Raw genomic sequence first — 22,325 nt, forward strand, 5'->3', positions numbered from 1 at the left:
CTTAACTTTTACTCAACATAAATACACCTGCGCAAATAGTCGCACAGCCTAATATTTTCAAAAGTGAAATAGGTTCATTATAAATGATATTACCCATATATATAACAAATACAAATCCTAATGATACGAATGGATATGCGTAACTGACATCAACTTTTTTAAGTACGTATATCCAAACTAATAATGCAATGACCTGAAAGAGTACACCAAGAACAAGATAAAAGTTCGTTGACAGTGATAGCATAAGCTTAAATAATGATTGAACTGTAAATTCATTAGGTATAACTAATATCTCAGCACCTTTCTTTAATAGCAGCTGAGATGAAGATGAAAATAGCACACTCAATACAATCACTAATGAAAAAATCATAAATAGACCTTTCTAACAAATTCTAACGATTTTTCTATATCTATTACATTTTGCTCTGTCTGCTTCATTTCAACTGTAATATAATTATTGTAATTATTATGTTTCAGTATATTAGCCACTTCTTTATGATTAATATCAGTACTAGATATCGGTAATAGATCTTTTTCGCTAATATGAAAATGTGAGATCATCTCTGAATTATTATCAATAGCTTCAACTATGTTTTCTTTAGCTAAAAACATACCACCAGTATCAAAATGAGCACTTAGACCTGGCATGTTTGCAAATTTGATAAATTCACAAACTTCATCAGTCGTAGTTAAAAAATCAGCACCATAATATTCTGGATTATTTTCAATACAAATTGCAGCGCCAATATCATTAGCTCTCTTCGCTAGAGGTGCAAAAAAATTCGACGCTTTCTCAAATGCTTCAACTTTTGACAATTGGCCCTTTAATCTATTTTTAGGTGACCCAAATACTAATTTCTTAGCACCTAAATACTCCGCCATTTCAAGAACTCGATACAAATGATTCTGAATTTCAGATACCTCTGTACTATCGCCAAAAATATTTCCTGTAGGACCTCCGAATAATAAGGCCTGCATGGAAACAATATTTAGATTATGCTTTTTATGATAATTACAGTAACTAATAACCTCATTCTTTGTGAATTTTTTTACGTTATTAACTACTTTTGCAGGAGCAACTTCAACATTCTTAATCTCTAATTTATTTAAGATATTAAAAACATGAAGCTCTTCCTCATGCTTCCAGGCAATATTAGAAATAGCTAGATTATTCATATGTATACTCCAATATGAATTTTTTTAATTCATTCAAACAATGTTGTTTGCTATACATGTATTTACCTTCCATACCCCAATATTTGCCATAAATAGTATTGACATCATACTCAACTAAAGGTCGGTCTAATTCATTAATGAAATTATCATAGCCACAACACTCTGCGACTTCTGCTACAGATAATGACTCGACTGCAACATTTAATAATAGAATATTGTTGTTTTTTACAATATCAATGTCATTGTTTATATTTGATAATGGATAGAACTGGAACTTATTTCTAGTTTCAATTGATTCAATCATGTTTTTATTTAAAAAATCAAATATGATATTTTTTTTCAGTCCATAACCAAATAACCCAGGTAGACGTAATATATGTACTCGCCCAAAATGATTTTTAATAAAACTTTCAAACATTAATCGATGCTTTCCATAAGGTTGGCATGCATCAATATTAATATCACTTTCTTCGTTGACTCCAACAGGTGAAGGATAAACATCCACCGTTGAAATTAAAATCACACATTTTGCTTGTACATGTTTAAGATTGCCTATTAACGCATTAATATTTTTAATGTCATTTTCAGGTTCTTTATTTGCTAACCATTTTACCGCAGGAACACCTGTTATAACGAGCTCATCAAATTCCATCCCTTTGATTGTATTTATATTTTTGGTATTAAAATAATGAGTAAACTCTCTTTCTTTGCATATGTTTCCACCCACAAACCCAGTGTGACCGATTATAGCCGTTGCCATGTTACATCTCCTTAACATTCATTGCTTGTAGAATTCCGCACGATTCTAACATATCATCCCAATACAATGGAGTATAATTTTCATTCATAACAAAATCAGCATCGACATCAAATCTATTTATTTCGAAATAATTAAATGTAACATTATTTTTCTTGCTAAATGAATCAACCCAGTTGGTTTGAATTGTATAAATTGAAAGCCCGCAAGCAAGATATTCTAATATTTTTGTCGATGTTTGAATGTTATATGGGTATATGTTATCAATAACATTTATACCAACTTTTGCTTGATTAAGATAATATGGAATTTTTTTATAATCAACTAATCCAGTAAATGTAATATTATTATATTGCGAATATTTCTCATGGTACCACTTAGGCGCGGTTCCAATCACAATTATGCTTTTATCTTCTCTGATAGCAAACTTATCTAATATCAAATCTAATCGTCTGTCATCATTAATAGCTCCTGAATATACAAAGTCATATTTTTTTTCTTGATCTCTTTTGTAAAAATCAGGACTAACTGCCATATCTCTAATAACATAAGGTATGTTATCTTTAAAAGACATTTTGTCATATACATCTGTATTTAAAAACACTCTAAGATTTGGCTTGCAACATACTAATCTTTTTATTATATCTTTATACTTTGCAAATATACCTGTTGACAATGATGCATATTCATGAATGGTGAATTTGTCGTTTTTCTTGATTAATTGCATTCCCATAAATAACCAAAGAACATCATACTGATCACTTTCATTTATATTTTCAGAAATACAAACATCAACACCATATGTTTCAAAAAACTTCTTATATATGCCTATTTCAGGCAAAATGGCTTTTTTACTTCTCTTAATTAATAATTTCATTTTTATATAAACCATATGAGATAATTGCAATCCCAAATACTAATGGAATAATTGAAGACGCTAAGATTATATTTACAAGATCATAATTTAGATATAAACATAACATTAGCACTGATATTCTTGATATGTTTTTTAGAATTTCAACATTTAATAAGTACCATTCTTTACCATTATAAATTAGTGCACAAGTGAACGGAATCATAATTAATTGGATTGTCATCCATGGTAATAATGCAATAAATACATTTGCTGAAAGTGACCATTTCACACCAAAGGCAGTCTCAATAGCAAACTCAGATATGAACATTGACACAATAATTATTATTGTTGCCAGAATTACTATTTTACATATCCAATCTTTCAAAACTTTTGCTTGCGCTTGTTCTTTAAGATCATTATATATCAGCCTTGAAAATACATTAGTACAAATTACAATACCCGCAAATATTAATTTATCTGCTAATGAATAAATACCAGCAATTTCCGCATCTAATTGATTATAAATAATAATTAATGGCAAATTTAACCCAACAATATTTACACTACTTATCAGTGAGTTTTTTACCATAAAAACAAACTCACTTTTTTTTATCCCCTCAAAATCACTACATCTAACTTTTATTAATTTGAAAATTAATATTTGGCTAAATATCAAACCAACAATAAACCCAATAAATAGTCCATGCTCATATTTATAAAACATTATCTGAAATAAAATTACAGTTGTTGCTCTTAATATATTTGCGATCGCTATTTTTTTATAAGATTTATTTGATGAATAATAATCAGTGTGAATTTCATATAAAGATAGAAATACAATCACAATCATGAAGTATATCAAACCTATTGTAAATCCACTGAAATAACAATATATTGATGTTGCCAATATAGTTGTAAGTGCTAATAGCATATACGATTTTAATACTATTTTATTCTTTATGGCTTCTTTATTTACAATTTGAATTTTTAAATTCAATCTAAAGCAGAAAAAAAATGCAACTGTTGTTACTATTGTTATAAAGTAATTATATTCTCCAAATAATAATGGGTCATATAGACGTGTTAATATTGGTAGCGCTAATAGTGTAATGCACTGAGAGCCTGCAAAACCAAAAAATAACATTTTTTTATTATTCATCTCAACCTTGCTAGTCCTGATCTATTACTCGTTTGAGTTTATCTGCAAATTTAGAACGTTAGTATTGAAAATATACACATCAATATTTAACACACTAAATATATTATTAATCACACTATGTTTAAATTAAAAATATTTATTATGAGCGTCGAATGAGAAAAAACAGGAAAACTAAATCTATAGCCATAAGCTACAAATATCTCTATATTACTTATAAATAATTCTAGCTTCACAAGCAGCTATATCTTTTTCGATAAAACCGCTCGTGCAAACAAATAGTTTTTAATGATATCAACTTTCATTTAATATTACTAATTGTTTATAATTCCTGTTCTCTAATACTCATCAATCTCATCCATGAAATCATCGAGGAATTCTTCGCCTTGAGGCTCTGTATCGTCCGATACGCCGCCGGTGGCGCGGAACGCTTTATTCTGCAGATAAGCGTCACGGGTGAAGATATACGGATCCGGTGAATCTTTTAGGATCCCTTCCTGATTGACCAGTGCGGCGCGATCTTCCATGCCTTCTAGCGCCCATTTACCCAGGCTCTGCCAGAAGGTGAGCAGGTTAAGCGGGAAATAAAGGCCGTCAACCACATCGCCTGCCCCTTCGCGTAAGGTTAGTGGGCCGTACATCGGTACCATGAAATAAGGGCCATTGCCGACGCCATAGTAACCCATGGCATCGCCAAAGGCGCGGTTGCTGGGTTTACGAATGTCGGCCAAGGTAGCTATATCGATTAATCCCGCCAAACCAAAGGTGCTGTTGATCCAAAAGCGGTTGAAGTGGGTGACGGCCTGCTCACCTTCAAGCATGATGATACTGTTGACCATGCTGGCTGGCTCTTCAAGGTTGGAGATGAAATTCATGATGCCGGTACGTAGCGGCGATGGAACGTAGTCAACATACGCCAGCGAAACAGGACGGGCGATATACGGGTCGAGGTAATTGTAATTCAGGTTCCACATGGCGCGGTTGAAACCTTCAAAGGGGTCATATACGCCCGGCACGGTGCCATAATCATCGCCCTGCGCGTCAACTTCAGCGACGACGTCAGCAAAATCCTCATCGTCTGATTCATCGACGATGACCGTGGTTTCTGCGTCTTCATCGTCATCAACGCCGGTGGTATCATCCAACTCGGTGGAAGTTTCCACCATGGTATTGGTCTCTATCACCAGGTTGGTTGCGGTATCTGACTCATTACTCGGGGTGTCCGCACACGCGGTGAGCATAAGGGCAATCGCGATCGCTAGAAGGGGTTGTCGTGTCACTGTATATCCCATAAAAATCAGAATGAAAGAAACAAAAAGGCTGAATAGTCATTATATACTATCCAGCCGTCTTATTTTCTACCAGCTTTAGTTGAAAGTGTTGATTAATATTGCTTATTTATCAGCACTTTTGTGGAACCACCTAACGGAATGACATCACTCTGCCCGTACCAGTCGTCGGTTTTGGTCATTACGTTACCATCACTGTCGATACGTGCTTTAATGATCATCTCGGATAACGATGTCAATGGACGCTCTGGGATCATGCTGTCACTGTCGCTCAGGGTTAGCGTCAACGGAAAGGCTGATAACGGTAAACGCTTCGCCGCGACAGGCATTGGTGCGCCATCCGCAGAATGTACCGAGATAATCACCATCCCTTTAGCGGGTAGCGTTACCGAGGGATCAAGATCAACCGTCACAGACACCGAAGACGCGGTATTAGTTGTCTTGCCCATTTCAGCTTCTGCACGTTCGATACTCCGATTAAGCATTTGCGCACGTGGATCATCTTCACCAATCACCTGCTTCATCATATTCCAGTATGCAATCGCCTGAGAGTATTCCCCTTTTTCAAATGCATCGAAAGCCAGCAGTGACATCGCAGTGACGTTAGTGTGATCGCTACGGAGCACGGTACGCAGCAGTAGTCGGGCACGATCAGTCTGTGCCGGATCACCAATCATCATCAGTGTCTGGGCGTAGCTCAGCTGTATATCTGGATTGTTAGGATCTAACTGGTAAGCACGGTTCATGGCATTTTGAGCCGTTTCAGCATCGCGGTTTGCCGTGCCGACACGCCCGAGCAACAACCAACCGGTGGCATCATCCGGGTCATCATGCAGTCGAGTACGCAATGCCAGGGTAATGTCATCCATTTCTTGATCGGTCAGCGGCTCAGCGCCATTGCCACCCATTAATCGTTGCGACATTTCCGGCAGGCGAGCCACGGTATCTTGCCAGACTTGTACCTTATCAAGACTGCCGACCTTCCAGTACAGGCCATAACAGACCCCGACCAAAACGATCAATCCCGGCAGTAGCATCGCGGTACTGACCGTGGATTTTTTCGCTTGTTCGCCAGCCGGTACATCATCGAGCAGTGATTGCTGCAATTCGACAACCAATTCGTCTTGGTTGGCAACCAGGCCTTCGCTGTTTTCTTCTTGCAGCTCATCCATACGATCGGTAAAGAACGCTTTGTTGAGTTCATCACGGCTGGCAGCCTCATCCTGATCGCTACCGCGGTACATCGGCACCACGAAGATCACGATCGCTACCACAACCAATAGGGCGGTAATTAGCCAAAACATTGTCATTACTTCACCTTCCCGTCTTGGTTAGTCTTTGCTGTTTGCTGATCGGTTGCAGACTGCCCCATTTCAGACAGCAGCGCCTTCAATCGTGCTTGCTCATCACTGGCCAGCTCTTCATTTGATGCCGCCTTCGCACTGCTCTTACGTGAACGGACGACGAGCACCGTAAAGCCAATCACAATAAACAGCAATGGGCCAAGCCAGAGGATCAAGGTCGAAGCCATGACGGGTGGGTCGTAAGTCACAAAGTTGCCATAGCGGGCAATCATGTAATCCACGACATCCTGTTTGCTTTTACCTTGCTGCAACAGCTCGTAGGTTTTATGGCGCATGTCCTGCGCCAGAGTGGCATTGGAATCAGCAATGTTATTATTCTGGCACTTAGGGCAACGCAGGGTTGCAGTCAGTTCCTGAAAGGTCTGTTCCTGATCCGTACTGTCAAATTCATAAACATCAATGGCCGCCATGGCGGGTGATGAGATCATCACACTCACCCCACCAACTGCGGCCATGACAGACAAAGCCATCACGGGTGCGAGAAGCAGGCGAGACATCCGATGTAAACCAGAGAACCAAGGTGAATTTTTCATTAGCCTTTTGCCTCCACCACCAATGCGTCATACATCGGCTTCAAAGTGTCGTTCCAGTTTCGCTCGTTAACATCACCGACATGGCGATAGCGAATGATACCATTAGCATCAATCAGGAAAGTCTCCGGCGCACCGTACACCCCCAAGTCCATCCCCAGCATACCATTGCCATCAAACAGACTATGGATATAAGGATTACCCAGCTCATTCAGCCAGCGCACCGCTTTAAGGCGCTCATCCTTATAATTGAGACCGATGATTTTCACCCCTTGTCCCGCTAACTGGTTCAAGTAAGCATGCTCGGCATAACAGGTAGGGCACCAGGTTGCCCAGACATTCAACAACAGCGGCTCACCGGTGAAAATATCCTGATCGTAGAGCTTGCCCGCTTCCACCAAGTCTTCCAGCTTAAACTGAGGGACAGGTTTGCCGACCAATACCGATTCCAGTTTGGTCGGATCATCACCACCTGCATTGCGGGTTAGTTGGATCATAAACATCACGACCAACCCCATGAACAGGGCTAATGGAATAAAAAGTAACTTTTTGTTCATCAGTTTGCCTTCGCCTCTTGCTTTTCCACAACAGGGTGTTCTTTATTGGCTTTTTTACGGAAGCGATATCGCTTATCACTGATCGCGATCGCACCGCCCAGCGCCATCAATGCCGCACCGAACCAGATCCAGTTAACGAATGGCTTAAAGTAAATACGCACGGCCCATGCACCGGTATTACCTAAACGCTCACCCAATGCCACGTACAAATCGCGGGTAACACCGCTGTCAATCGCCGCTTCTGTCATCATAGAGCCAGCCACAGAGTAAAAACGCTTCTCGGCATGCAATGTTGTGACGGCGATACCATTGCGGCTGATATGGAAATCAGCTATGTAACCGTCATAGTTCGGGCCATCGGCATCGCGCAGGCCAGCAAAGGTAAATTGGTAACCCTCTACCTGCATGGTTTCACCCGGCGCTAAACGTACATCACGTTCGATGTCGTAGTTTGACACTAGGGTGATACCAATCAGACTGATCGCCATGCCCATATGACCCAATATCATCGCCCAGTGACTACGGCCTAATTTGCCAAGTCCGGTCATAAAGTCATGACGGTGGGTAGCACGCTCATGCAATTCAAACGCGTGCAACACAATGATCCAAATAGCCATTGTCATACCGAGCACCGCTAGCGGCTTGACGGTATCGGCAAATAACCAGACTGACAGAAAAGCCAGTGGCAAAGTAACCAGCGCTGAGATGATCAGTTGCTTACGTATGCTTGAAACCGTATCTCGCTTCCAGCGAACCAGTGGACCGATACCCAAAATAAAGGCAAACGGGATCATCAGCCAGGTAAACAAGGTATTAAAGAACGGTACCCCGATAGACACCGAGCCCAGGCCAATCTGCTTATGGATTAGCGGTAGCAAAGTACCGATCAATACCACTAACAAACCCGCAACCAATAGCAGGTTATTTGCCAGCAACAGGTTCTCACGTGAAAACAGGCTGTAGTTACCGCGAGAGCGGATTTGGCCACCACGCAGTGCATAAAGCAGCAATGAGCCACCAATCACCACAACAAGGAAACCGAGGATAAACATACCGCGGGCCGGATCTGAGGCAAAGGCATGCACCGACACCAGCACTCCGGAACGCACTAAGAAAGTACCGAGTAGACTTAATGAGAACGCAGAAATGGCCAGCAATACTGTCCACGCTTTGAACGTGCCACGCTTTTCAGTAACCGCCAGTGAGTGCATTAAAGCGGTTCCGGTTAGCCACGGCATGAATGACGCATTTTCGACCGGATCCCAGAACCACCAGCCGCCCCAGCCAAGTTCGTAGTACGCCCACCATGAACCCAGTGCGATACCCAGTGTCAGGAATGACCACGCGGCAATAGTCCAAGGACGAGACCAACGTGCCCATGCCGTATCAAGACGGCCCGTCATTAACGAGGCAATGGCAAATGCAAACGCAACCGAGAAACCGACATAGCCCATGTACAGCAATGGCGGGTGAATGATCAGCCCCGGATCTTGCAACAGTGGGTTAAGATCGCGCCCGTCAACAGGGAAATGTGGCAGCGTACGCAGAAACGGGTTAGAGGTAACGATAATAAACAGCAAGAAGCCAATTGCTATCATACCCATGACCGACAGGACGCGCGCCAGTGATTCCAGCGGCATACCACGGCTGAACAAGGCAACCGCAACGGCCCATGTTGCTTGGATCAAGACCCACAGCAGCAGCGAACCTTCGTGACCGCCCCAAACCGCCGACAAGCGGTAGTACCACGGCAGCAGTGAATTGGAGTTACTGGCGACGTACGCAACAGTAAAGTCGTTGGCATAAAAGGCCCAGCTAAGAATAATGAATGCCAGTGAAATCATGCCGAACACGCCGTAGGTTAACGGGCGTGCCATCCGCATCAGTGACTGGTTGCCAACGGATGCACCGTATAAGGGATAGACGCTGAGCAGGATCGATAATCCCAGCGCGACTATCAGGCTAAAATTGCCTATTTCTACAATCATTGTTGAGTACTACCCTGCAATTGTTCATCGGTGTACTGAAGCGGTGCGTGCGTTTTCTCCATCGCTTCTGCCACTTCGGGTGGCATGTACTCTTCATCGTGCTTGGCCAGTACTTCATGGGCTTCAATAGTATTGGCATTAACCAATACACCTTGTGCAACAATGCCCTGCCCTTCACGGAACAGATCCGGCAAGATGCCGTCATAGGTTACCGTCACCGCAGGACCAATATCCGCCACTTTGAACGTCACCAGCAGTGACTCCGGATCGCGCTTGACCGATCCGTCAACCACCATGCCGCCAATACGCAAACGCTGACCCACTTCGGGTTTGGTGCCATCCGGCTTTCCGTTAACCAGTTCGGTTGGGGTATAAAAAAGATCCATATTCTGGTTCAGTGCATACAGCAGTAAACCAACGGTGGCGCCGAGGCCAACGACCAACGCCAACACCAACGTCAGGCGCTTTTTACGTCTCGGGGTCATAATGTATTCTCCAGTTTTTCTGCGTCTTTGATGCGCTGCTCGCGCGCAATCTTGTTCTTGATCTCAACCGCCAAACGACGCTTGGTATTCAGGCTTGAGATCAACAGCCATAACAAGGCTGCAAATGAAATGCCATAGGAACCCCATACATAAGGGGCATAGCCTCCCATCGCGAGGAAGTCACTAAAAGAGTCAAAATGCATAGCAGCCTCACTTCATCATTAATTCACGCACCCAAGGGCGGTGGCTTTCACGGGCAATGATTTCGTTACGTAAACGCACCAGCGTTAACGCGCCAAAGAAACAGGCAAAACCGATGATATTAAGCAGCAACGGCCAGAGCATGGACGAAGAGATCGACGGTTTTGCAAATTTGGTAATGGTCGCACCCTGGTGCAAGGTGTTCCACCACTCCACGGAGAAATGAATGATAGGTAAGTTGATCACCCCGACAATCGCCAGAATGCCCGCCGCTTTACCCGCAGTTTTCTGATCATCAAAGGCGCTATAAAGGGCAATAACACCCAAATATAAAAACAGTAAAATCAGCTCAGAGGTCAAACGGGCATCCCATACCCACCATGCTCCCCACATCGGTTTGCCCCAGATAGCACCGGTTAGCAAAGCGATCACGGTAAATACCGCACCGATGGGTGCCATCGCCAACGCAGCCATATCCGATAAACGGATCTGCCACACTAAACCAATGAAGGCGGCAATGGCCATTGACATATACGCCCCCATCGACCAGATAGCCGCTGGGACATGCAAATAAATGATCCGGAAACTGTCACCTTGCTGGTAATCAGTCGGCGCAAACATCAAGCCCCAGATCGTACCGATAATCAGGGATACCAAGGCTATGATTGAAAACCAAGGTAGCAAGGTACCGCACAGGCGGTAGCAATTTTCAGCTTTCGCATAGGGATGTAACCACTTCCACATATTTCTGCTCTACTCGTGTAATAGGAATTATGACGTTTAGCCGGTAGATAACTCATTCGCTAAAAAACAGCGTATATTACCGTAAAACGCGACTTATTATTCTGTTAGGCGATAAATACCTTGCGAGATCTCGGTGCTGGGCCTTTCACCCAGTTATCCAGAACCCATCAGCAAGTTGAATACTCCTTTCGGGCTATTAACGCATTTATCACCAGCTTCCTTGTCCTCGCTCAAAATTGTCTCATGAGTTCCTTTCTCATGAGACAAATACCATCGTAGTAATTGTAATCATTTATTGCACACTTATGCGTAGTGAAGCTGCGACAGCAAAAGGAGAAAGTGTCGCAGAGCCCACCAACATGGCTCCCATGAGTGCCAATTGGCCGTTAAACGGCATCCCCAAACTGGCTGCATTAATAGCAGAGGTCGCGAATATCAACACAGGAATGTACAAAGGCAGTATGAGCAAGCTCAACAAAACCCCACCTTTGCGTAATCCCACCGTTAATGCGACCCCTATCGCGCCCAGAAAGCTTAACGTCGGTGTCCCAATAAGCAGGGTTAGCACCACGGCTTTCCAGGTTGCCCAATCCAATGACAGTAAAATGGCTAATAGCGGGCTGATCAACAATAACGGCACGCCCGTTAACAACCAGTGGGCGACCATTTTGGCAAAGGCCAACACGGGTAACGGTGTCGGCATTAACAACATCTGCTCTAACGAGCCGTCGATAAAATCATCACGAAACAGACGCTCCATCGATAATAAAGCCGCCAGTAAGGCGGCAACCCAGACAATGCCGGGGGCAATGCGGGCCAACAAGTTTGGCTCTGGGCCGATACCCAGAGGAAACAGGGTGATCACGATGATGAAGAACCACAATGGGTTAAACACATCCGCCTGACGCCGAAACGCTATCAGCAATTCACGACGGATCATGTGAGTAATGGCATTCATCGTTGGTTAGCGCCCCAGTTTAATTTTTCGTAAATGGTTACTGTCAGTAAACATGTCCTGATGGGTAGTGAGGATCACCATGCCACCACGCTGCACATGAGAGAGAAAAAGCAGCTCTAACACCTTCACCCCCTGTTTATCGATGGCCGTTAAAGGCTCATCCAGTATCCACAGTTTATGATCGCTCAACCATAACCGGGCCAATGCGACCCGGCGCTGTTGACCTGCTGACAGCTGTCCCGCTGGCACATCTTCACGTCCTGCCAAGCCGACATGAGCCAGGGCCTGCCACAAGCGATCATCACCGGTCACTTTTGCGGTACCCGCCAGATCACCCTGTGTATTGCAACGGTGCATTGACTGGAAGAACACCAGGTTTTCATAGGCGGTCAGTTCCCGCTTAACCCCGGTTTGGTGGCCTAAAAACAACAAGTCCTGATGGTAGTCTTCTCTGGCTGATTCGATATTTTCGTTATGCCAGCATACCTTACCGTTGTCTGCCCGCCCCAGCCCGGCCAAGATACGCAGCAGTGTCGTCTTACCGGCACCATTATGGCCTTCTATCTGAACCAATTCGCCGGATGATACGGTAAAGTGCAGATCCTCAAACAGTACTCTTTCATCACGAGTACAACTTAACTCTTCCACAGATAGCATAAAAATGATGTATCCTAAGTGACACAATTGGGTTAAATAGTAACATAGCAGCCATAACAATTGTTAGAGACTATAGCCAAGCGATCTCATGACGTTGAGCTCGTTTAGTATGCATCATACCATCTGGGTAAGGCCCTGTAATTGTGACATCTATACATAGCGCTAATCCATCCGCTGCATTGCCACGCGATCTCACACCAAGCAGCAAACCGCCCTCAATGCATCAACAAGGGCTAAATACTGGACAGACTAATGAAATAAAAGTGCCACAAAATGCAGCAAAAGTATCTAATACGGCACACAACCATGCACTTAGCCAACAACTTGGTGACAAATTAGCCGAAAATGGCAACCTTCGTCCGCAATCTCAGCTTCAGCAGTTACTGTTGCAGATGCCGGTATTGCAACGGTTGTTTACCTCTGTTTTCACGTTGACATCCTCATTACCGGCAAGCCCTAATAGCCCGCTACCGGTTTTACTCAGCCAGTTGCTCTTGCCGGAAAACCAAGCGACACTGATCCGCTGGCTACAGCAAGGTGCTGGTAAACAAGTTCTGGCTCAGCTACTGCAGCAGATGCAAGACCCACAAAGCCCCCTGCGCCAGTGGTTATCCCACGCAAGCACATCACAGCAGGATGAATTTCATGCATTACTAAAACTGGTCGCAGAGCAGCGGGTAATGGGAAATCCGCAACAGAAAGAGGGCGAGACGCTGATCCTGCAGTGGCCATTGCTGCTTCCGGATAAACAAGAGGCCAGGCTGGCTATCGAACGACACGTTACGCGTCAGCGTCGCCATGGCAAAGTCAAACCCAGCTGGCGCATCAAGCTGTCTTTGCCTGTCGGATCCCTCGGTAAGCTGGAGACCACCGCCCTATGGGATGGCGACCAACTGGCGCTGGCGTTTGAATCAACCAATACCCAGCTACTCCAACGTACCGAGCAATTGGCGCCACTGCTTAATAACCGGCTAGCGCAGCTTGGCATTACCACCTCCTCGACCCAATTTCGATTTGCGCCTGAACCCGTCGTGAGTGAGAGCTTGGATTATGGGATACGGGTTAAGGTGTGAAGAGCAGGGGCGAGGAAGAGCGGGTTAAGAGCGGAAGAGCAAATGCAAAAGCGGACCTATGGCCCTATGGGTAGAGCAAGATCTAGGAACGGGGTTCGAGGGACGAGTTTCTAGGATGAGCGGGAAATGCAAGAGCTGAAGTAAATAGACAAGAAAAAAGATCCGAAGTATTTTACTTCATCGTTTTTACTCTATCTTGCTTTTACTGTTCTTACTCGTCCCTCGAAACTCGCCCCTTTATTTCTGCTTTTGCCTTGGCTCTTCCTCGAACCTATAGACTCACCACTCGCGCTTTATACTCGAAACTCGTCCCTAAAGACTCGATACTAGGATATAACCATGACCAAAAAAGCCATCGCACTACATTACAACGGCTATGATACGCCAACCGTAGCGGCAAAAGGATACGGCCCGTTGGCCGAGCATATTATTGAGCAAGTCAAACAAAGTGGTGGGCTGCTACATCAAGACGAGGTACTGGCTGACTATCTCAACCACCTTGAGCAAGGGGATGAAATTCCAGAAAGTGTCTATCGGATTGTCGCGGAATTGATTGCGTTTTCGTGGGTGCTAAATGGAAAAACCCCTCCCGGTTGGGAAGGGGTAGAAAGTATTAGTGAAACTGTCTGAGTGTTACTGGCACCAACGGTGTGATTGATGGTACAAATGCGCGTGACTAGCGAGAGCGGTTTTGATGCATTTTTTGTAACCTTAGCAGCAATTCAGCTTCGGCCTTAGGCAAATCGCACTCTTGCATCAGCTCATTCACATCCGCCCCAAGTTCAACCATTTTACTGGCTCGGCTATAAAGCCGACCATCGGGGTCCTGCATGGCCAGCTCACCTTGACGGTCTGCTAACGCTTCTAAATGCTGGGCCATATCGGCCAATTTCTGGCTCATGCCCATCGTACCGGCACGTAGCTCATTAAACTGTTTTAATAAACTATCATGTTGCTGACGTGCGTTTTTCAGTACGAGTTCCGTCGCTGCAAATTTTTTTTCAAGCGCCTGACGCGCTAGGCGTTCACGACGCACCATTCCCCACGCGATAACAACCGCGAGCAGTGATGCCGCTAACGGCATCCATTGCAACAACATATTCTGCATTATAGGTACGCCATGTCGTCCCATTCATCATCAGAAAGCAGTTTATTCAAGTCAACAAGGATCAACAATCGACCATCGCGGTTGCTGACGCCCTGAATAAACTTGGCGCTTTCTTCTGTACCCACACTTGGAGTACTGTCAATTTCAGAGCTGCGCAGGTAAACCACTTCCGCCACACTATCAACAAGAATACCGATCACCTGCTTTTCTGCTTCAATAATCACAATGCGGGTATTGTCAGAAATATCACCTGGCATCAACCCAAAGCGCGAACGGGTATCAATCACGGTAACCACGTTGCCTCGAAGGTTGATAATACCCAACACATAATCTGGCGCACCAGGTACAGGCGCAATTTCCGAGTAACGCAATACTTCACGAACCTGCATCACATTAATGCCGTAAGTTTCATCTTCCAACTGGAAGGTCACCCACTGCAGGACCTGATCGTTACCGTCTTCTTTTTGTATTTCAGCGACACTCACCTGAGACATGCTGTTTCCTCTTTGACCTATTTCGCAGCTATTTATCGCAGCCTGTTACCGTAGCGGTGAAAAGCCTCACCCGCTGGTTTATGACTGCCTTATTTTGGTATTAACATCTAATCCCGCATTGAGCATGGTAATTAGCTCACTAACATGAATTAGCGCACACATTTTTTCTTTAACCATACCGGCGAGCCATGGGCGCTTACCGGCTTTTTCCCGCCACCGGACACTCTGCCCGGTGAGTAACTCTGTTCCTTGTAGCACATTACATGCTAGCCCCCATTTACTGTCGCCGAGCATCACCACATATTGATAACCGTCACGGTAATCTTCACTGGTTAGCTTCTCAGGCATCGCCCAACTTGCCGTATCAACGACATCCAGCTGATATTCACGGTTTGTCATCAACCCCAGATACCAAGCCGGTCTGCCTAACAAATGGCTGACTTCACCTAACTGATGGATCCCCCCCAGTTCCGTCAACGGAACGGCAAAGGTCACACCGTTAACGTCAAAAAATAGTGCCTGAAACGCATCATCCTGTACAACTTCTTGCTGCCAGTCTTCAGGCGGTAAACCGGCTGAGGCTTGCGTCTCGAGCGCGGCGACGACGTCTGGAACTATCGCTTGTGCTTCAACCACCGTTGGCTCAGAAACCACCGACAACGCAGCACAATCAAGCGCTGTCAGCACAGTCTCGTCCTGCAGGGGCAATTGGGAAGCGACCTGCTGACACTGCTCGGCCTCATGTGCCATCACCAGTTGCCACTCATCGACAAGCTCATCACTGACTGGCTGCGATGTTAGCTCAGGGTCAGGTTCAGATCCGGCATGAAGCTGGCTGACCTGATTCAATAGCCGCTGCAAGTCATATTGCGCAGTGTCAACCTGATGGTCCTCAACCCAGCTTGCACGCGGTGGCATAACAGGCTGAAGCTGCAAAGGCGCCATTGCCGGATAATGTCCATCATCAGGCTGAAAATCTATCTCAGATTCTACCTCTAAGGTACCAAAATCAAACGGCGCCGCACTGGGTGCTGGCCCATCACACTCATCACTTTTGGTACGTTCTTCACACTCTTCGCTATGTTCACTCTCTTCGGTCTCTGAGTCATCATGCTCAGGGGGTGGCTCGGAAAGATGAGCGGGAATATGATCATGTATCACGATTGTTGATTCATCGAGTTCAGCCACATCGACAACGGTGTCGGCTAAATCATCCTCGTCAAGTAACGACGTCTCGGAGAGCGGTGGCTCCACCAACAAATCAAAAAAGTAATCGTCCAGTGCCTGTTCGCCAGACAAACGAGAATTATCGCTCATCTTGTTGCAGTCGCTCTAAATAATTAAGCAATGTCTTATAGGCAAAAACGCCGCGACAATTGCGGGAAAACAGTGACGGTGGCATATGTTTAATACTGGCATCTCTGAACTTGGTATCAATCGGTATGGCTGAGGCCCATACCTGATCGGGGAAACGTAATTTCAACTCCTGCAAGGTCTGTAACGAGGCCCGGGTACGCTTGTCGTACATGGTGGGAATGATCGTTACTCTAAATCCTGCAGGACGGGATTTTTGCATGATCTGTAACGTCCGCATCATCCGCTCTAGCCCTTTCATGGCCAAAAACTCGGTCTGCACTGGGATCAAAATACGATCGCTGGCCGCAAGTGCATTGACCATCATGACCCCTAAAATAGGCGGGCAGTCGATCAGCACATAATCGTAATCATCCGCTAAGCTTTGGAGGGCTTTTTTAAGGATCAAGCCCATCCCACCGCGAGTACCCATCACCCTATCCAGCGTCGCGAGTGACATATGAGCAGGAATGATATCCATGTTTTTGAACGGGGTTTGCAAAATAACCTGACGTACAGTGTCGCGATTGATTTCTGTTAATTGAAACAAATCAAACAGGCTAACGGGTAAGGCATCGGCATCAAAATTCAGATACGCAGACAACGATGAGTGCGGATCGGTATCCACCAGTAGCACTCGCTTATTACGCTCAATCAGCAAACCGGCCAACGCAACCGTGGTGGTAGTTTTCCCCACCCCACCCTTTTGATTTGCAACACTCCAGACAATCACAGCAGCTCCCTAGCTTAAGCCCAGCTCAACCAAAATTCGCTCGGCGATACGCTCTAGCGGTAAGTCTTCACTGGAAATACCGGCCTTAGCAACAGCCTGTGGCATGCCATACACCACACAACTGTCTTCATCCTGTGCCCAGATGGTTGAACCGTTTGTTTTGAGCATTCGAGCCCCTTCACGGCCATCCGCACCCATCCCCGTCAGTATCATCGACAACACCTTGTCATGATAAATTTTGGCTGCTGAGCCAAATGTCACATCAACACACGGCTTGTAATTCATCCGTTCGCCGCCGTCAAGGATCCGTAATCGAGATGCACCTGGTCGACCATCGATCATCATCTGCATGCCACCGGGTGCCAGATAAGCAACGCCCGGTTTTAGCGTATCGCCATCTTCCGCTTCTTTAACACCAATTTTGCACAGATTATTCAGTCGTGCGGCAAAAGCGGCGGTAAACGTTGCGGGCATATGCTGGATAAGAACAATAGGCAATGGAAAGTTAGCCGGCAACTTAGTCAGAATTTTCTGCAGTGCAACCGGGCCACCGGTTGAGGTGCCAATCGCTACCAGCTGGTATTTTTTACCTGATGCCTTAAAGCGGGCTACCGATTTTATCGCAGCGGGTCGCGGAGCCTGACGGGATACCGATGCAGGCTGTGCCACACTGTGCTCCCCGCTTTTCAGCGCGGAATGTGTCGACAAAGGTCGTGCGACATCGCGTCCCGTTAATACCGGGGCCGCCGTTGCGGTTGCCGGGGTACGTACAGGGCGTCGCATAAAAACACGCTTACGTGCCAATTCATTCACGCGTTTTTGCAATAGGGAGATCGCCTCATCACGATTGCGGGCGATATCCTCAAATTTTTTCGGTAGAAAATCCAATGCGCCGGCATCTAGCGCATCCAAGGTCGCTTTAGCGCCTTCATGAGTCAGAGAAGAAAACATCAAAATCGGCGTAGGTGTCGCTTGCATGATTTCTCGTACTGCCGTGATGCCATCCATCACAGGCATTTCAATGTCCATGGTGATCACATCAGGCTGAAGCTTACGGGTCATCTCTACAGCTTCTTTGCCATTGACGGCATTACCTACCACTTCTAACCGAGGATCGGCATTAATAATTTCACTTACGCGTCGGCGGAAAAAACTTGAATCATCCACCACCAAGACTTTTACGGCCATATTCTTTGTATATCCCATTGATGATAAACGTTGATGAGAAATCTAGTCTCTGTGAATCCGGCCAATATAAAGTCATTAGACGGCAAAAGCTTCACCCTGACAATGAGGGTGAAGCTTGCTATTTTTTGTTGTTATCGCTGCTGGTTAGCGACCAGCGTAGTGCTTAAGCAGATTAGGTACATCGAGAATAAGTGCAATATGACCATCACTGGTAATGGTTGCACCAGCCATACCCGGTGTGCCTTGCAGTAACTCATCCAGCGGTTTAATCACCACCTCTTCCTGACCAATCAGGGTATCAACCACAAAGCCAATACGCTGATGACCAATCTGCACTATCACGACGTGACCATGTGCCCGCTCACGCTTGGCAATACCCACACCCGACAACCAATCTTGCAGATAAAACAACGGAATGGCCTTCTCTCTGACAATAATTGTCAGCTGACCATCAACGTTATTAGTTTTGCGTAGATCAAGATGGAAAATCTCATTAACGCTGGCCAATGGCAGTGCAAAAGGCTGCTCAGCAACGCCAACCATCAAGGTAGGCAATATCGCCAGTGTTAATGGGACCTTGATATCAATGCGAGTACCTTTCCCGAGCGAGGAATCAATCGTGATTGAGCCATTCAGCTGGCTAATCCCGGTTTTAACCACGTCCATACCGACACCACGGCCAGAGATATCAGAAATTTGCTTCTTGGTTGAAAAACCAGGCGCGAAAATCAGGTTATAACACTCGCTGTCAGTCAGACGCGAGGCCGCATCGACATCCATCACACCACGCTCAACCGCAATCTCACGCAACTTGTTTGGATCCATACCATTACCATCATCTTCGATGGTCAATAGAATATGATCCCCTTCCTGTGAAGCCGCAAGCAGTACCGTACCGGTACGAGGCTTACCCGCTTTTTCACGGACATCTGGCATTTCAATACCGTGATCGACCGAGTTTCGCACTAAGTGGATTAGCGGATCAGCCAAGGCTTCAACCAAGTTCTTATCGAGATCGGTTTCCTCACCACGCATTTCCAGCACGATATCTTTCTTCAGGCTACGCGCCAAATCACGTACCACGCGCGGGAAACGACCAAAGACTTTCTTGATCGGCTGCATGCGGGTTTTCATCACCGCACCTTGCAGATCGGCCGTGACCACATCAAGGTTAGAAACCGCTTTCGACATTTCTTCGTCGTTACTGTTTAAACCAAGACTGACTAAGCGGTTTCGCACGAGAACCAGTTCACCCACCATATTCATAATGGTGTCCAGCGTAGACGTATCAACGCGGACAGTCGCTTCGACTTTGGTTTTTTCTTTCGCCGCAGCGGGACGACGTTCCATAACGGCTGCAGCCGCAATAGGTTCAGGGATCAATGGCGTCACTGTCGCTGGCTGTGGCGTGACCACAGCCGGTTCTTGCGGTGTCGCAGAACGTGCTTCTTGCTCCAGCATGTCTGCAACGGGTTTAGTCGCAAACTCCAGCTCTTCAATCGTCGGGCCTTTACCGCTGCCATGCAACTCATCCAGTAAACGCTCAAACTCATCATCAGTCATCAAATCATCGCTGTCACCCATGGCGAATTCCGCATTGGATGTCGACGATGCAATGGATGCATTCACTGGCGTAGACGCCTCAATCACTGATTCTGTTGCGCTGTAGCCACTATTACCCGGACCTTTTCCGCTGCCATGCAATTCATCAAGCAACCGCTCAAACTCATCATCGGTGATATCCCCGCTTTCAGAGGAGAACGCATTGATGAAATCGCTGCTCACGGCAGCCGGAGCTGAAATTGTCGCAGTAGCAGTGACAGGCGCAGTTGACGGCGCCGCAATAGCGGGTTCATCACCATCTGCTGACGGCCCACACCCGACGCCATGCAATTCATCAAGTAGACGATCAAATTCATCCTGAGTCATGTCATCGACAGAATTGCCCGCAATAGCGGAAACAGGAGCCGCCTCTGCAACAGGAACCTTAGTAACAGGCGCTGGTATATCAGTAACCGTGACCTCAACCTCTGCAGGTTCAACGACTTGTGGCTCAAGTTCCGGTGCAGCAGCCTGCGCGAGTTCCGCCGCTGTCGGTGGTAAGCTAAAACGGTGTAAAGCCTCCAACAGTGACGGCTCAGCAGGGATAACAGGCTCACGGTCCTGAACCTGGCTGAACATCACATTGATGGTATCCAATGCCTGCAGAATGACATCCATCAATTCAGAGGTAACGCTACGCTTGCCAGTACGCAGCAAGTCAAAAATGTTTTCTGCACCGTGACAGGCTTCCACCAGCTCGGACAGAGAAAGAAAACCAGCGCCCCCCTTAACTGTATGGAAACCGCGGAAAATAGCATTGAGCAAATCCGTATTATCAGGACTCCGCTCCAACTCTACCAGTTGCTCAGACAGCAACTCCAGAATTTCACCGGCTTCAATTAAAAAGTCCTGTAGGATATCTTCGTCTAAATCAAAGCTCATTTCATTCCCCTAAAATCCAAGGCTCGATAGCAGGTCATCGACATCGTCTTGGGTAGACATTACATCTTCTCGCACTTCACCATTCACAATCGGCCCTTCAGGCGAAAGTCGATGAGCTTCGCGAAGTGCTTCTGTTCTATCTTCTTGTTCCATGCCAAAAGCTTTAAGTATTTCAATCAGTTGACCTTCAACCTCATGAACTAATTCAATCACTCTGCGGATAATCTGTCCGGTCAGATCCTGAAAATCCTGAGCCATGAGAATTTCGGTCAACAGGCTTCGTAGCACAGTACCGTCACTCTCGACCTGATTAAGCAGGTGATCGATGTCGTAGCAGAGCGACTTAAATTCCGTCAACGCTATCTGACCGTCCATCAAACGCTGCCAGCGAGGATGAACTTGTTGTAACGTATCCCCGATTTGATCCGCTAACGGCTGAATGCTATCAACCGCATCCATCGTTTTATTGGCCGCCGCTTCTGTTTTATCGATCACAAAAGTCAATCGGTCACGGGCATCGGGAATTTCAGTTTTCGCTAAATCGTTAAGGCGAGGATCAAGGCGAAAATTAGCCAACGAATCATGAAGTTGACGTGTCAGTTTACCGACTTCAGCATAAACAGGATCGCGACTATCTGCCATCAAGCTGTTAAACAGCATATTAGCATCATCCTGGTTACCCTCTTCAAGCAAGCTGACAAGTTGTTTAGCCTGATCAAGTGTAATCATTCTTATTATTGTCCTTTTACGCTTGACGCGTGATTACTGCATGCGTTCGAAGATTTTATCTAACTTCTCTTTCAATGTTGCAGCAGTAAACGGCTTCACAATATAGCCATTGACGCCAGCCTGAGCGGCCTCAATGATCTGCTCGCGCTTGGCTTCTGCCGTGATCATCAAGACAGGTAAGTGCTTCAATTCGGCATCAGCACGAATATGCTTGAGCAAATCAATACCCTGCATACCCGGCATATTCCAGTCGGTCACGACAAAATCAAAACCACCTTTCTTCAACATAGGTAGCGCAGTCAATCCATCATCCGCTTCTTGGGTATTGTTGAAGCCCAAGTCACGTAGCAAGTTCTTAACGATCCGGCGCATTGTCGAGAAGTCATCTACAATGAGGATTTTCATGTTTTTATTCAAAGTTGCCTCCACTGAGGTCACAGTGTGC

The 22,325-nt window shown here is 45.7% G+C and carries 25 protein-coding genes; 2 read left to right on the forward strand and 23 right to left on the reverse strand.

Annotated features, from left to right (window positions below; all coding sequences use genetic code 11):
* Position 1: 1 nt before the first annotated feature.
* The 15 genes from L4D12_RS19095 to ccmA all read right to left on the reverse strand — a co-directional run bounded on the left by L4D12_RS19095 (position 2) and on the right by ccmA (position 12,718).
* Positions 2-370, reverse strand: coding sequence for an EamA family transporter (locus L4D12_RS19095; protein ID WP_428449425.1), 369 nt, complete (start codon positions 368-370; stop codon positions 2-4).
* Entirely contained in the window at positions 367-1,176 is an 810-nt protein-coding gene (locus tag L4D12_RS19100) for a sugar phosphate isomerase/epimerase family protein (protein ID WP_428449426.1), read from the reverse strand. Before L4D12_RS19100 ends, L4D12_RS19095 begins: the two co-directional genes overlap by 4 nt.
* Complete coding sequence (locus tag L4D12_RS19105; protein WP_428449427.1) at positions 1,169-1,936, reverse strand: NAD-dependent epimerase/dehydratase family protein; 768 nt, start codon at positions 1,934-1,936, stop codon at positions 1,169-1,171. Before L4D12_RS19105 ends, L4D12_RS19100 begins: the two co-directional genes overlap by 8 nt.
* A 1-nt stretch (position 1,937) precedes the next feature.
* Complete coding sequence (locus L4D12_RS19110) at positions 1,938-2,810, reverse strand: glycosyltransferase (protein WP_428449428.1); 873 nt, start codon at positions 2,808-2,810, stop codon at positions 1,938-1,940.
* Positions 2,794-3,948 carry a lipopolysaccharide biosynthesis protein gene (locus L4D12_RS19115; RefSeq protein WP_428449429.1) on the reverse strand — a complete coding sequence of 385 codons (1,155 nt, stop codon included), beginning with the start codon at positions 3,946-3,948 and terminating at the stop codon, positions 2,794-2,796. The genes L4D12_RS19110 and L4D12_RS19115 overlap by 17 nt, the downstream gene beginning before the upstream one ends.
* 335 nt (positions 3,949-4,283) lie before the next feature.
* Positions 4,284-5,225, reverse strand: coding sequence for an MlaA family lipoprotein (locus tag L4D12_RS19120; protein ID WP_428449430.1), 942 nt, complete (start codon positions 5,223-5,225; stop codon positions 4,284-4,286).
* 104 nt (positions 5,226-5,329) lie between these two features.
* Positions 5,330-6,544 carry a c-type cytochrome biogenesis protein CcmI gene (ccmI, locus tag L4D12_RS19125; RefSeq protein ID WP_428449431.1) on the reverse strand — a complete coding sequence of 405 codons (1,215 nt, stop codon included), beginning with the start codon at positions 6,542-6,544 and terminating at the stop codon, positions 5,330-5,332.
* On the reverse strand, positions 6,544-7,029 hold the full coding sequence (locus L4D12_RS19130) for a cytochrome c-type biogenesis protein (protein ID WP_428449457.1): 486 nt from the start codon (positions 7,027-7,029) through the stop codon (positions 6,544-6,546). Before L4D12_RS19130 ends, ccmI begins: the two co-directional genes overlap by 1 nt.
* A 101-nt stretch (positions 7,030-7,130) precedes the next feature.
* The gene (locus L4D12_RS19135; protein WP_428449432.1) at positions 7,131-7,685 is read right to left on the reverse strand and encodes a DsbE family thiol:disulfide interchange protein; all 555 of its coding nucleotides are present in this window, start codon (positions 7,683-7,685) and stop codon (positions 7,131-7,133) included.
* The gene (locus L4D12_RS19140) at positions 7,685-9,673 is read right to left on the reverse strand and encodes a heme lyase CcmF/NrfE family subunit (protein ID WP_428449433.1); all 1,989 of its coding nucleotides are present in this window, start codon (positions 9,671-9,673) and stop codon (positions 7,685-7,687) included. Before L4D12_RS19140 ends, L4D12_RS19135 begins: the two co-directional genes overlap by 1 nt.
* Positions 9,670-10,158: a cytochrome c maturation protein CcmE gene (gene ccmE, locus L4D12_RS19145; protein ID WP_428449434.1), complete on the reverse strand. Its 489-nt coding sequence runs from the start codon at positions 10,156-10,158 to the stop codon at positions 9,670-9,672. Before ccmE ends, L4D12_RS19140 begins: the two co-directional genes overlap by 4 nt.
* Positions 10,155-10,361 (reverse strand): heme exporter protein CcmD, encoded by a 207-nt coding sequence (gene ccmD, locus L4D12_RS19150; protein ID WP_428449435.1) that lies wholly within the window; start codon positions 10,359-10,361, stop codon positions 10,155-10,157. Before ccmD ends, ccmE begins: the two co-directional genes overlap by 4 nt.
* Before the next feature lie 7 nt (positions 10,362-10,368).
* On the reverse strand, positions 10,369-11,103 hold the full coding sequence (locus L4D12_RS19155) for a heme ABC transporter permease (RefSeq protein WP_428449436.1): 735 nt from the start codon (positions 11,101-11,103) through the stop codon (positions 10,369-10,371).
* A gap of 292 nt (positions 11,104-11,395) precedes the next feature.
* The gene (gene ccmB / locus L4D12_RS19160; RefSeq protein WP_428449437.1) at positions 11,396-12,061 is read right to left on the reverse strand and encodes a heme exporter protein CcmB; all 666 of its coding nucleotides are present in this window, start codon (positions 12,059-12,061) and stop codon (positions 11,396-11,398) included.
* Between the two features lie 6 nt (positions 12,062-12,067).
* Positions 12,068-12,718 carry a cytochrome c biogenesis heme-transporting ATPase CcmA gene (gene ccmA, locus L4D12_RS19165; protein WP_428449438.1) on the reverse strand — a complete coding sequence of 217 codons (651 nt, stop codon included), beginning with the start codon at positions 12,716-12,718 and terminating at the stop codon, positions 12,068-12,070.
* Positions 12,719-12,861: 143 nt separating this feature from the next.
* Between ccmA and L4D12_RS19170 the strand changes: the two genes are divergently transcribed.
* Positions 12,862-13,791 carry a hypothetical protein gene (locus L4D12_RS19170; protein WP_428449439.1) on the forward strand — a complete coding sequence of 310 codons (930 nt, stop codon included), beginning with the start codon at positions 12,862-12,864 and terminating at the stop codon, positions 13,789-13,791.
* Positions 13,792-14,130: 339 nt separating this feature from the next.
* Positions 14,131-14,421 (forward strand): EscU/YscU/HrcU family type III secretion system export apparatus switch protein, encoded by a 291-nt coding sequence (locus L4D12_RS19175; protein WP_428449440.1) that lies wholly within the window; start codon positions 14,131-14,133, stop codon positions 14,419-14,421.
* 46 nt (positions 14,422-14,467) lie between these two features.
* Here L4D12_RS19175 and L4D12_RS19180 read toward each other — a convergent pair whose 3' ends face one another.
* The 8 genes from L4D12_RS19180 to cheY all read right to left on the reverse strand — a co-directional run bounded on the left by L4D12_RS19180 (position 14,468) and on the right by cheY (position 22,285).
* Positions 14,468-14,899 carry a DUF2802 domain-containing protein gene (locus L4D12_RS19180; protein ID WP_428449441.1) on the reverse strand — a complete coding sequence of 144 codons (432 nt, stop codon included), beginning with the start codon at positions 14,897-14,899 and terminating at the stop codon, positions 14,468-14,470.
* On the reverse strand, positions 14,899-15,393 hold the full coding sequence (locus L4D12_RS19185) for a chemotaxis protein CheW (RefSeq protein ID WP_428449442.1): 495 nt from the start codon (positions 15,391-15,393) through the stop codon (positions 14,899-14,901). Before L4D12_RS19185 ends, L4D12_RS19180 begins: the two co-directional genes overlap by 1 nt.
* A 78-nt stretch (positions 15,394-15,471) precedes the next feature.
* Positions 15,472-16,710 (reverse strand): chemotaxis protein CheW, encoded by a 1,239-nt coding sequence (locus L4D12_RS19190; RefSeq protein WP_428449443.1) that lies wholly within the window; start codon positions 16,708-16,710, stop codon positions 15,472-15,474.
* Positions 16,700-17,479, reverse strand: coding sequence for a ParA family protein (locus L4D12_RS19195; RefSeq protein ID WP_428449444.1), 780 nt, complete (start codon positions 17,477-17,479; stop codon positions 16,700-16,702). Before L4D12_RS19195 ends, L4D12_RS19190 begins: the two co-directional genes overlap by 11 nt.
* A gap of 9 nt (positions 17,480-17,488) precedes the next feature.
* Positions 17,489-18,667, reverse strand: coding sequence for a protein-glutamate methylesterase/protein-glutamine glutaminase (locus tag L4D12_RS19200; RefSeq protein WP_428449445.1), 1,179 nt, complete (start codon positions 18,665-18,667; stop codon positions 17,489-17,491).
* 144 nt (positions 18,668-18,811) lie between these two features.
* Positions 18,812-21,151: a chemotaxis protein CheA gene (locus L4D12_RS19205; RefSeq protein ID WP_428449446.1), complete on the reverse strand. Its 2,340-nt coding sequence runs from the start codon at positions 21,149-21,151 to the stop codon at positions 18,812-18,814.
* 9 nt (positions 21,152-21,160) lie between these two features.
* Positions 21,161-21,880 carry a protein phosphatase CheZ gene (locus tag L4D12_RS19210; RefSeq protein ID WP_428449447.1) on the reverse strand — a complete coding sequence of 240 codons (720 nt, stop codon included), beginning with the start codon at positions 21,878-21,880 and terminating at the stop codon, positions 21,161-21,163.
* Between the two features lie 33 nt (positions 21,881-21,913).
* Complete coding sequence (gene cheY / locus L4D12_RS19215) at positions 21,914-22,285, reverse strand: chemotaxis response regulator CheY (protein WP_039467413.1); 372 nt, start codon at positions 22,283-22,285, stop codon at positions 21,914-21,916.
* Positions 22,286-22,325 lie beyond the last annotated feature (40 nt).

Source organism: Photobacterium nomapromontoriensis (genome assembly GCF_050336815.1).
Taxonomy (GTDB): domain Bacteria; phylum Pseudomonadota; class Gammaproteobacteria; order Enterobacterales; family Vibrionaceae; genus Photobacterium; species Photobacterium nomapromontoriensis.

What these genes read in the sequence shown, in the direction of transcription:
- L4D12_RS19180 (WP_428449441.1), bottom strand. Translation starts at nt 14,899, where the DNA reads ATGCAGAATATGTTGTTGCAATGGATGCCGTTAGCGGCATCACTGCTC.
- cheY (WP_039467413.1), bottom strand. Translation starts at nt 22,285, where the DNA reads ATGAAAATCCTCATTGTAGATGACTTCTCGACAATGCGCCGGATCGTT.
- ccmA (WP_428449438.1), bottom strand. Translation starts at nt 12,718, where the DNA reads ATGCTATCTGTGGAAGAGTTAAGTTGTACTCGTGATGAAAGAGTACTG.
- L4D12_RS19175 (WP_428449440.1), top strand. Translation starts at nt 14,131, where the DNA reads ATGACCAAAAAAGCCATCGCACTACATTACAACGGCTATGATACGCCA.
- ccmE (WP_428449434.1), bottom strand. Translation starts at nt 10,158, where the DNA reads ATGACCCCGAGACGTAAAAAGCGCCTGACGTTGGTGTTGGCGTTGGTC.
- L4D12_RS19115 (WP_428449429.1), bottom strand. Translation starts at nt 3,948, where the DNA reads ATGAATAATAAAAAAATGTTATTTTTTGGTTTTGCAGGCTCTCAGTGC.
- ccmB (WP_428449437.1), bottom strand. Translation starts at nt 12,061, where the DNA reads ATGAATGCCATTACTCACATGATCCGTCGTGAATTGCTGATAGCGTTT.
- L4D12_RS19190 (WP_428449443.1), bottom strand. Translation starts at nt 16,710, where the DNA reads ATGAGCGATAATTCTCGTTTGTCTGGCGAACAGGCACTGGACGATTAC.
- L4D12_RS19200 (WP_428449445.1), bottom strand. Translation starts at nt 18,667, where the DNA reads ATGGCCGTAAAAGTCTTGGTGGTGGATGATTCAAGTTTTTTCCGCCGA.
- L4D12_RS19140 (WP_428449433.1), bottom strand. Translation starts at nt 9,673, where the DNA reads ATGATTGTAGAAATAGGCAATTTTAGCCTGATAGTCGCGCTGGGATTA.
- L4D12_RS19135 (WP_428449432.1), bottom strand. Translation starts at nt 7,685, where the DNA reads ATGAACAAAAAGTTACTTTTTATTCCATTAGCCCTGTTCATGGGGTTG.
- L4D12_RS19100 (WP_428449426.1), bottom strand. Translation starts at nt 1,176, where the DNA reads ATGAATAATCTAGCTATTTCTAATATTGCCTGGAAGCATGAGGAAGAG.
- L4D12_RS19205 (WP_428449446.1), bottom strand. Translation starts at nt 21,151, where the DNA reads ATGAGCTTTGATTTAGACGAAGATATCCTACAGGACTTTTTAATTGAA.
- ccmD (WP_428449435.1), bottom strand. Translation starts at nt 10,361, where the DNA reads ATGCATTTTGACTCTTTTAGTGACTTCCTCGCGATGGGAGGCTATGCC.
- L4D12_RS19105 (WP_428449427.1), bottom strand. Translation starts at nt 1,936, where the DNA reads ATGGCAACGGCTATAATCGGTCACACTGGGTTTGTGGGTGGAAACATA.
- L4D12_RS19110 (WP_428449428.1), bottom strand. Translation starts at nt 2,810, where the DNA reads ATGAAATTATTAATTAAGAGAAGTAAAAAAGCCATTTTGCCTGAAATA.
- L4D12_RS19185 (WP_428449442.1), bottom strand. Translation starts at nt 15,393, where the DNA reads ATGTCTCAGGTGAGTGTCGCTGAAATACAAAAAGAAGACGGTAACGAT.
- L4D12_RS19155 (WP_428449436.1), bottom strand. Translation starts at nt 11,103, where the DNA reads ATGTGGAAGTGGTTACATCCCTATGCGAAAGCTGAAAATTGCTACCGC.
- ccmI (WP_428449431.1), bottom strand. Translation starts at nt 6,544, where the DNA reads ATGACAATGTTTTGGCTAATTACCGCCCTATTGGTTGTGGTAGCGATC.
- L4D12_RS19095 (WP_428449425.1), bottom strand. Translation starts at nt 370, where the DNA reads ATGATTTTTTCATTAGTGATTGTATTGAGTGTGCTATTTTCATCTTCA.
- L4D12_RS19210 (WP_428449447.1), bottom strand. Translation starts at nt 21,880, where the DNA reads ATGATTACACTTGATCAGGCTAAACAACTTGTCAGCTTGCTTGAAGAG.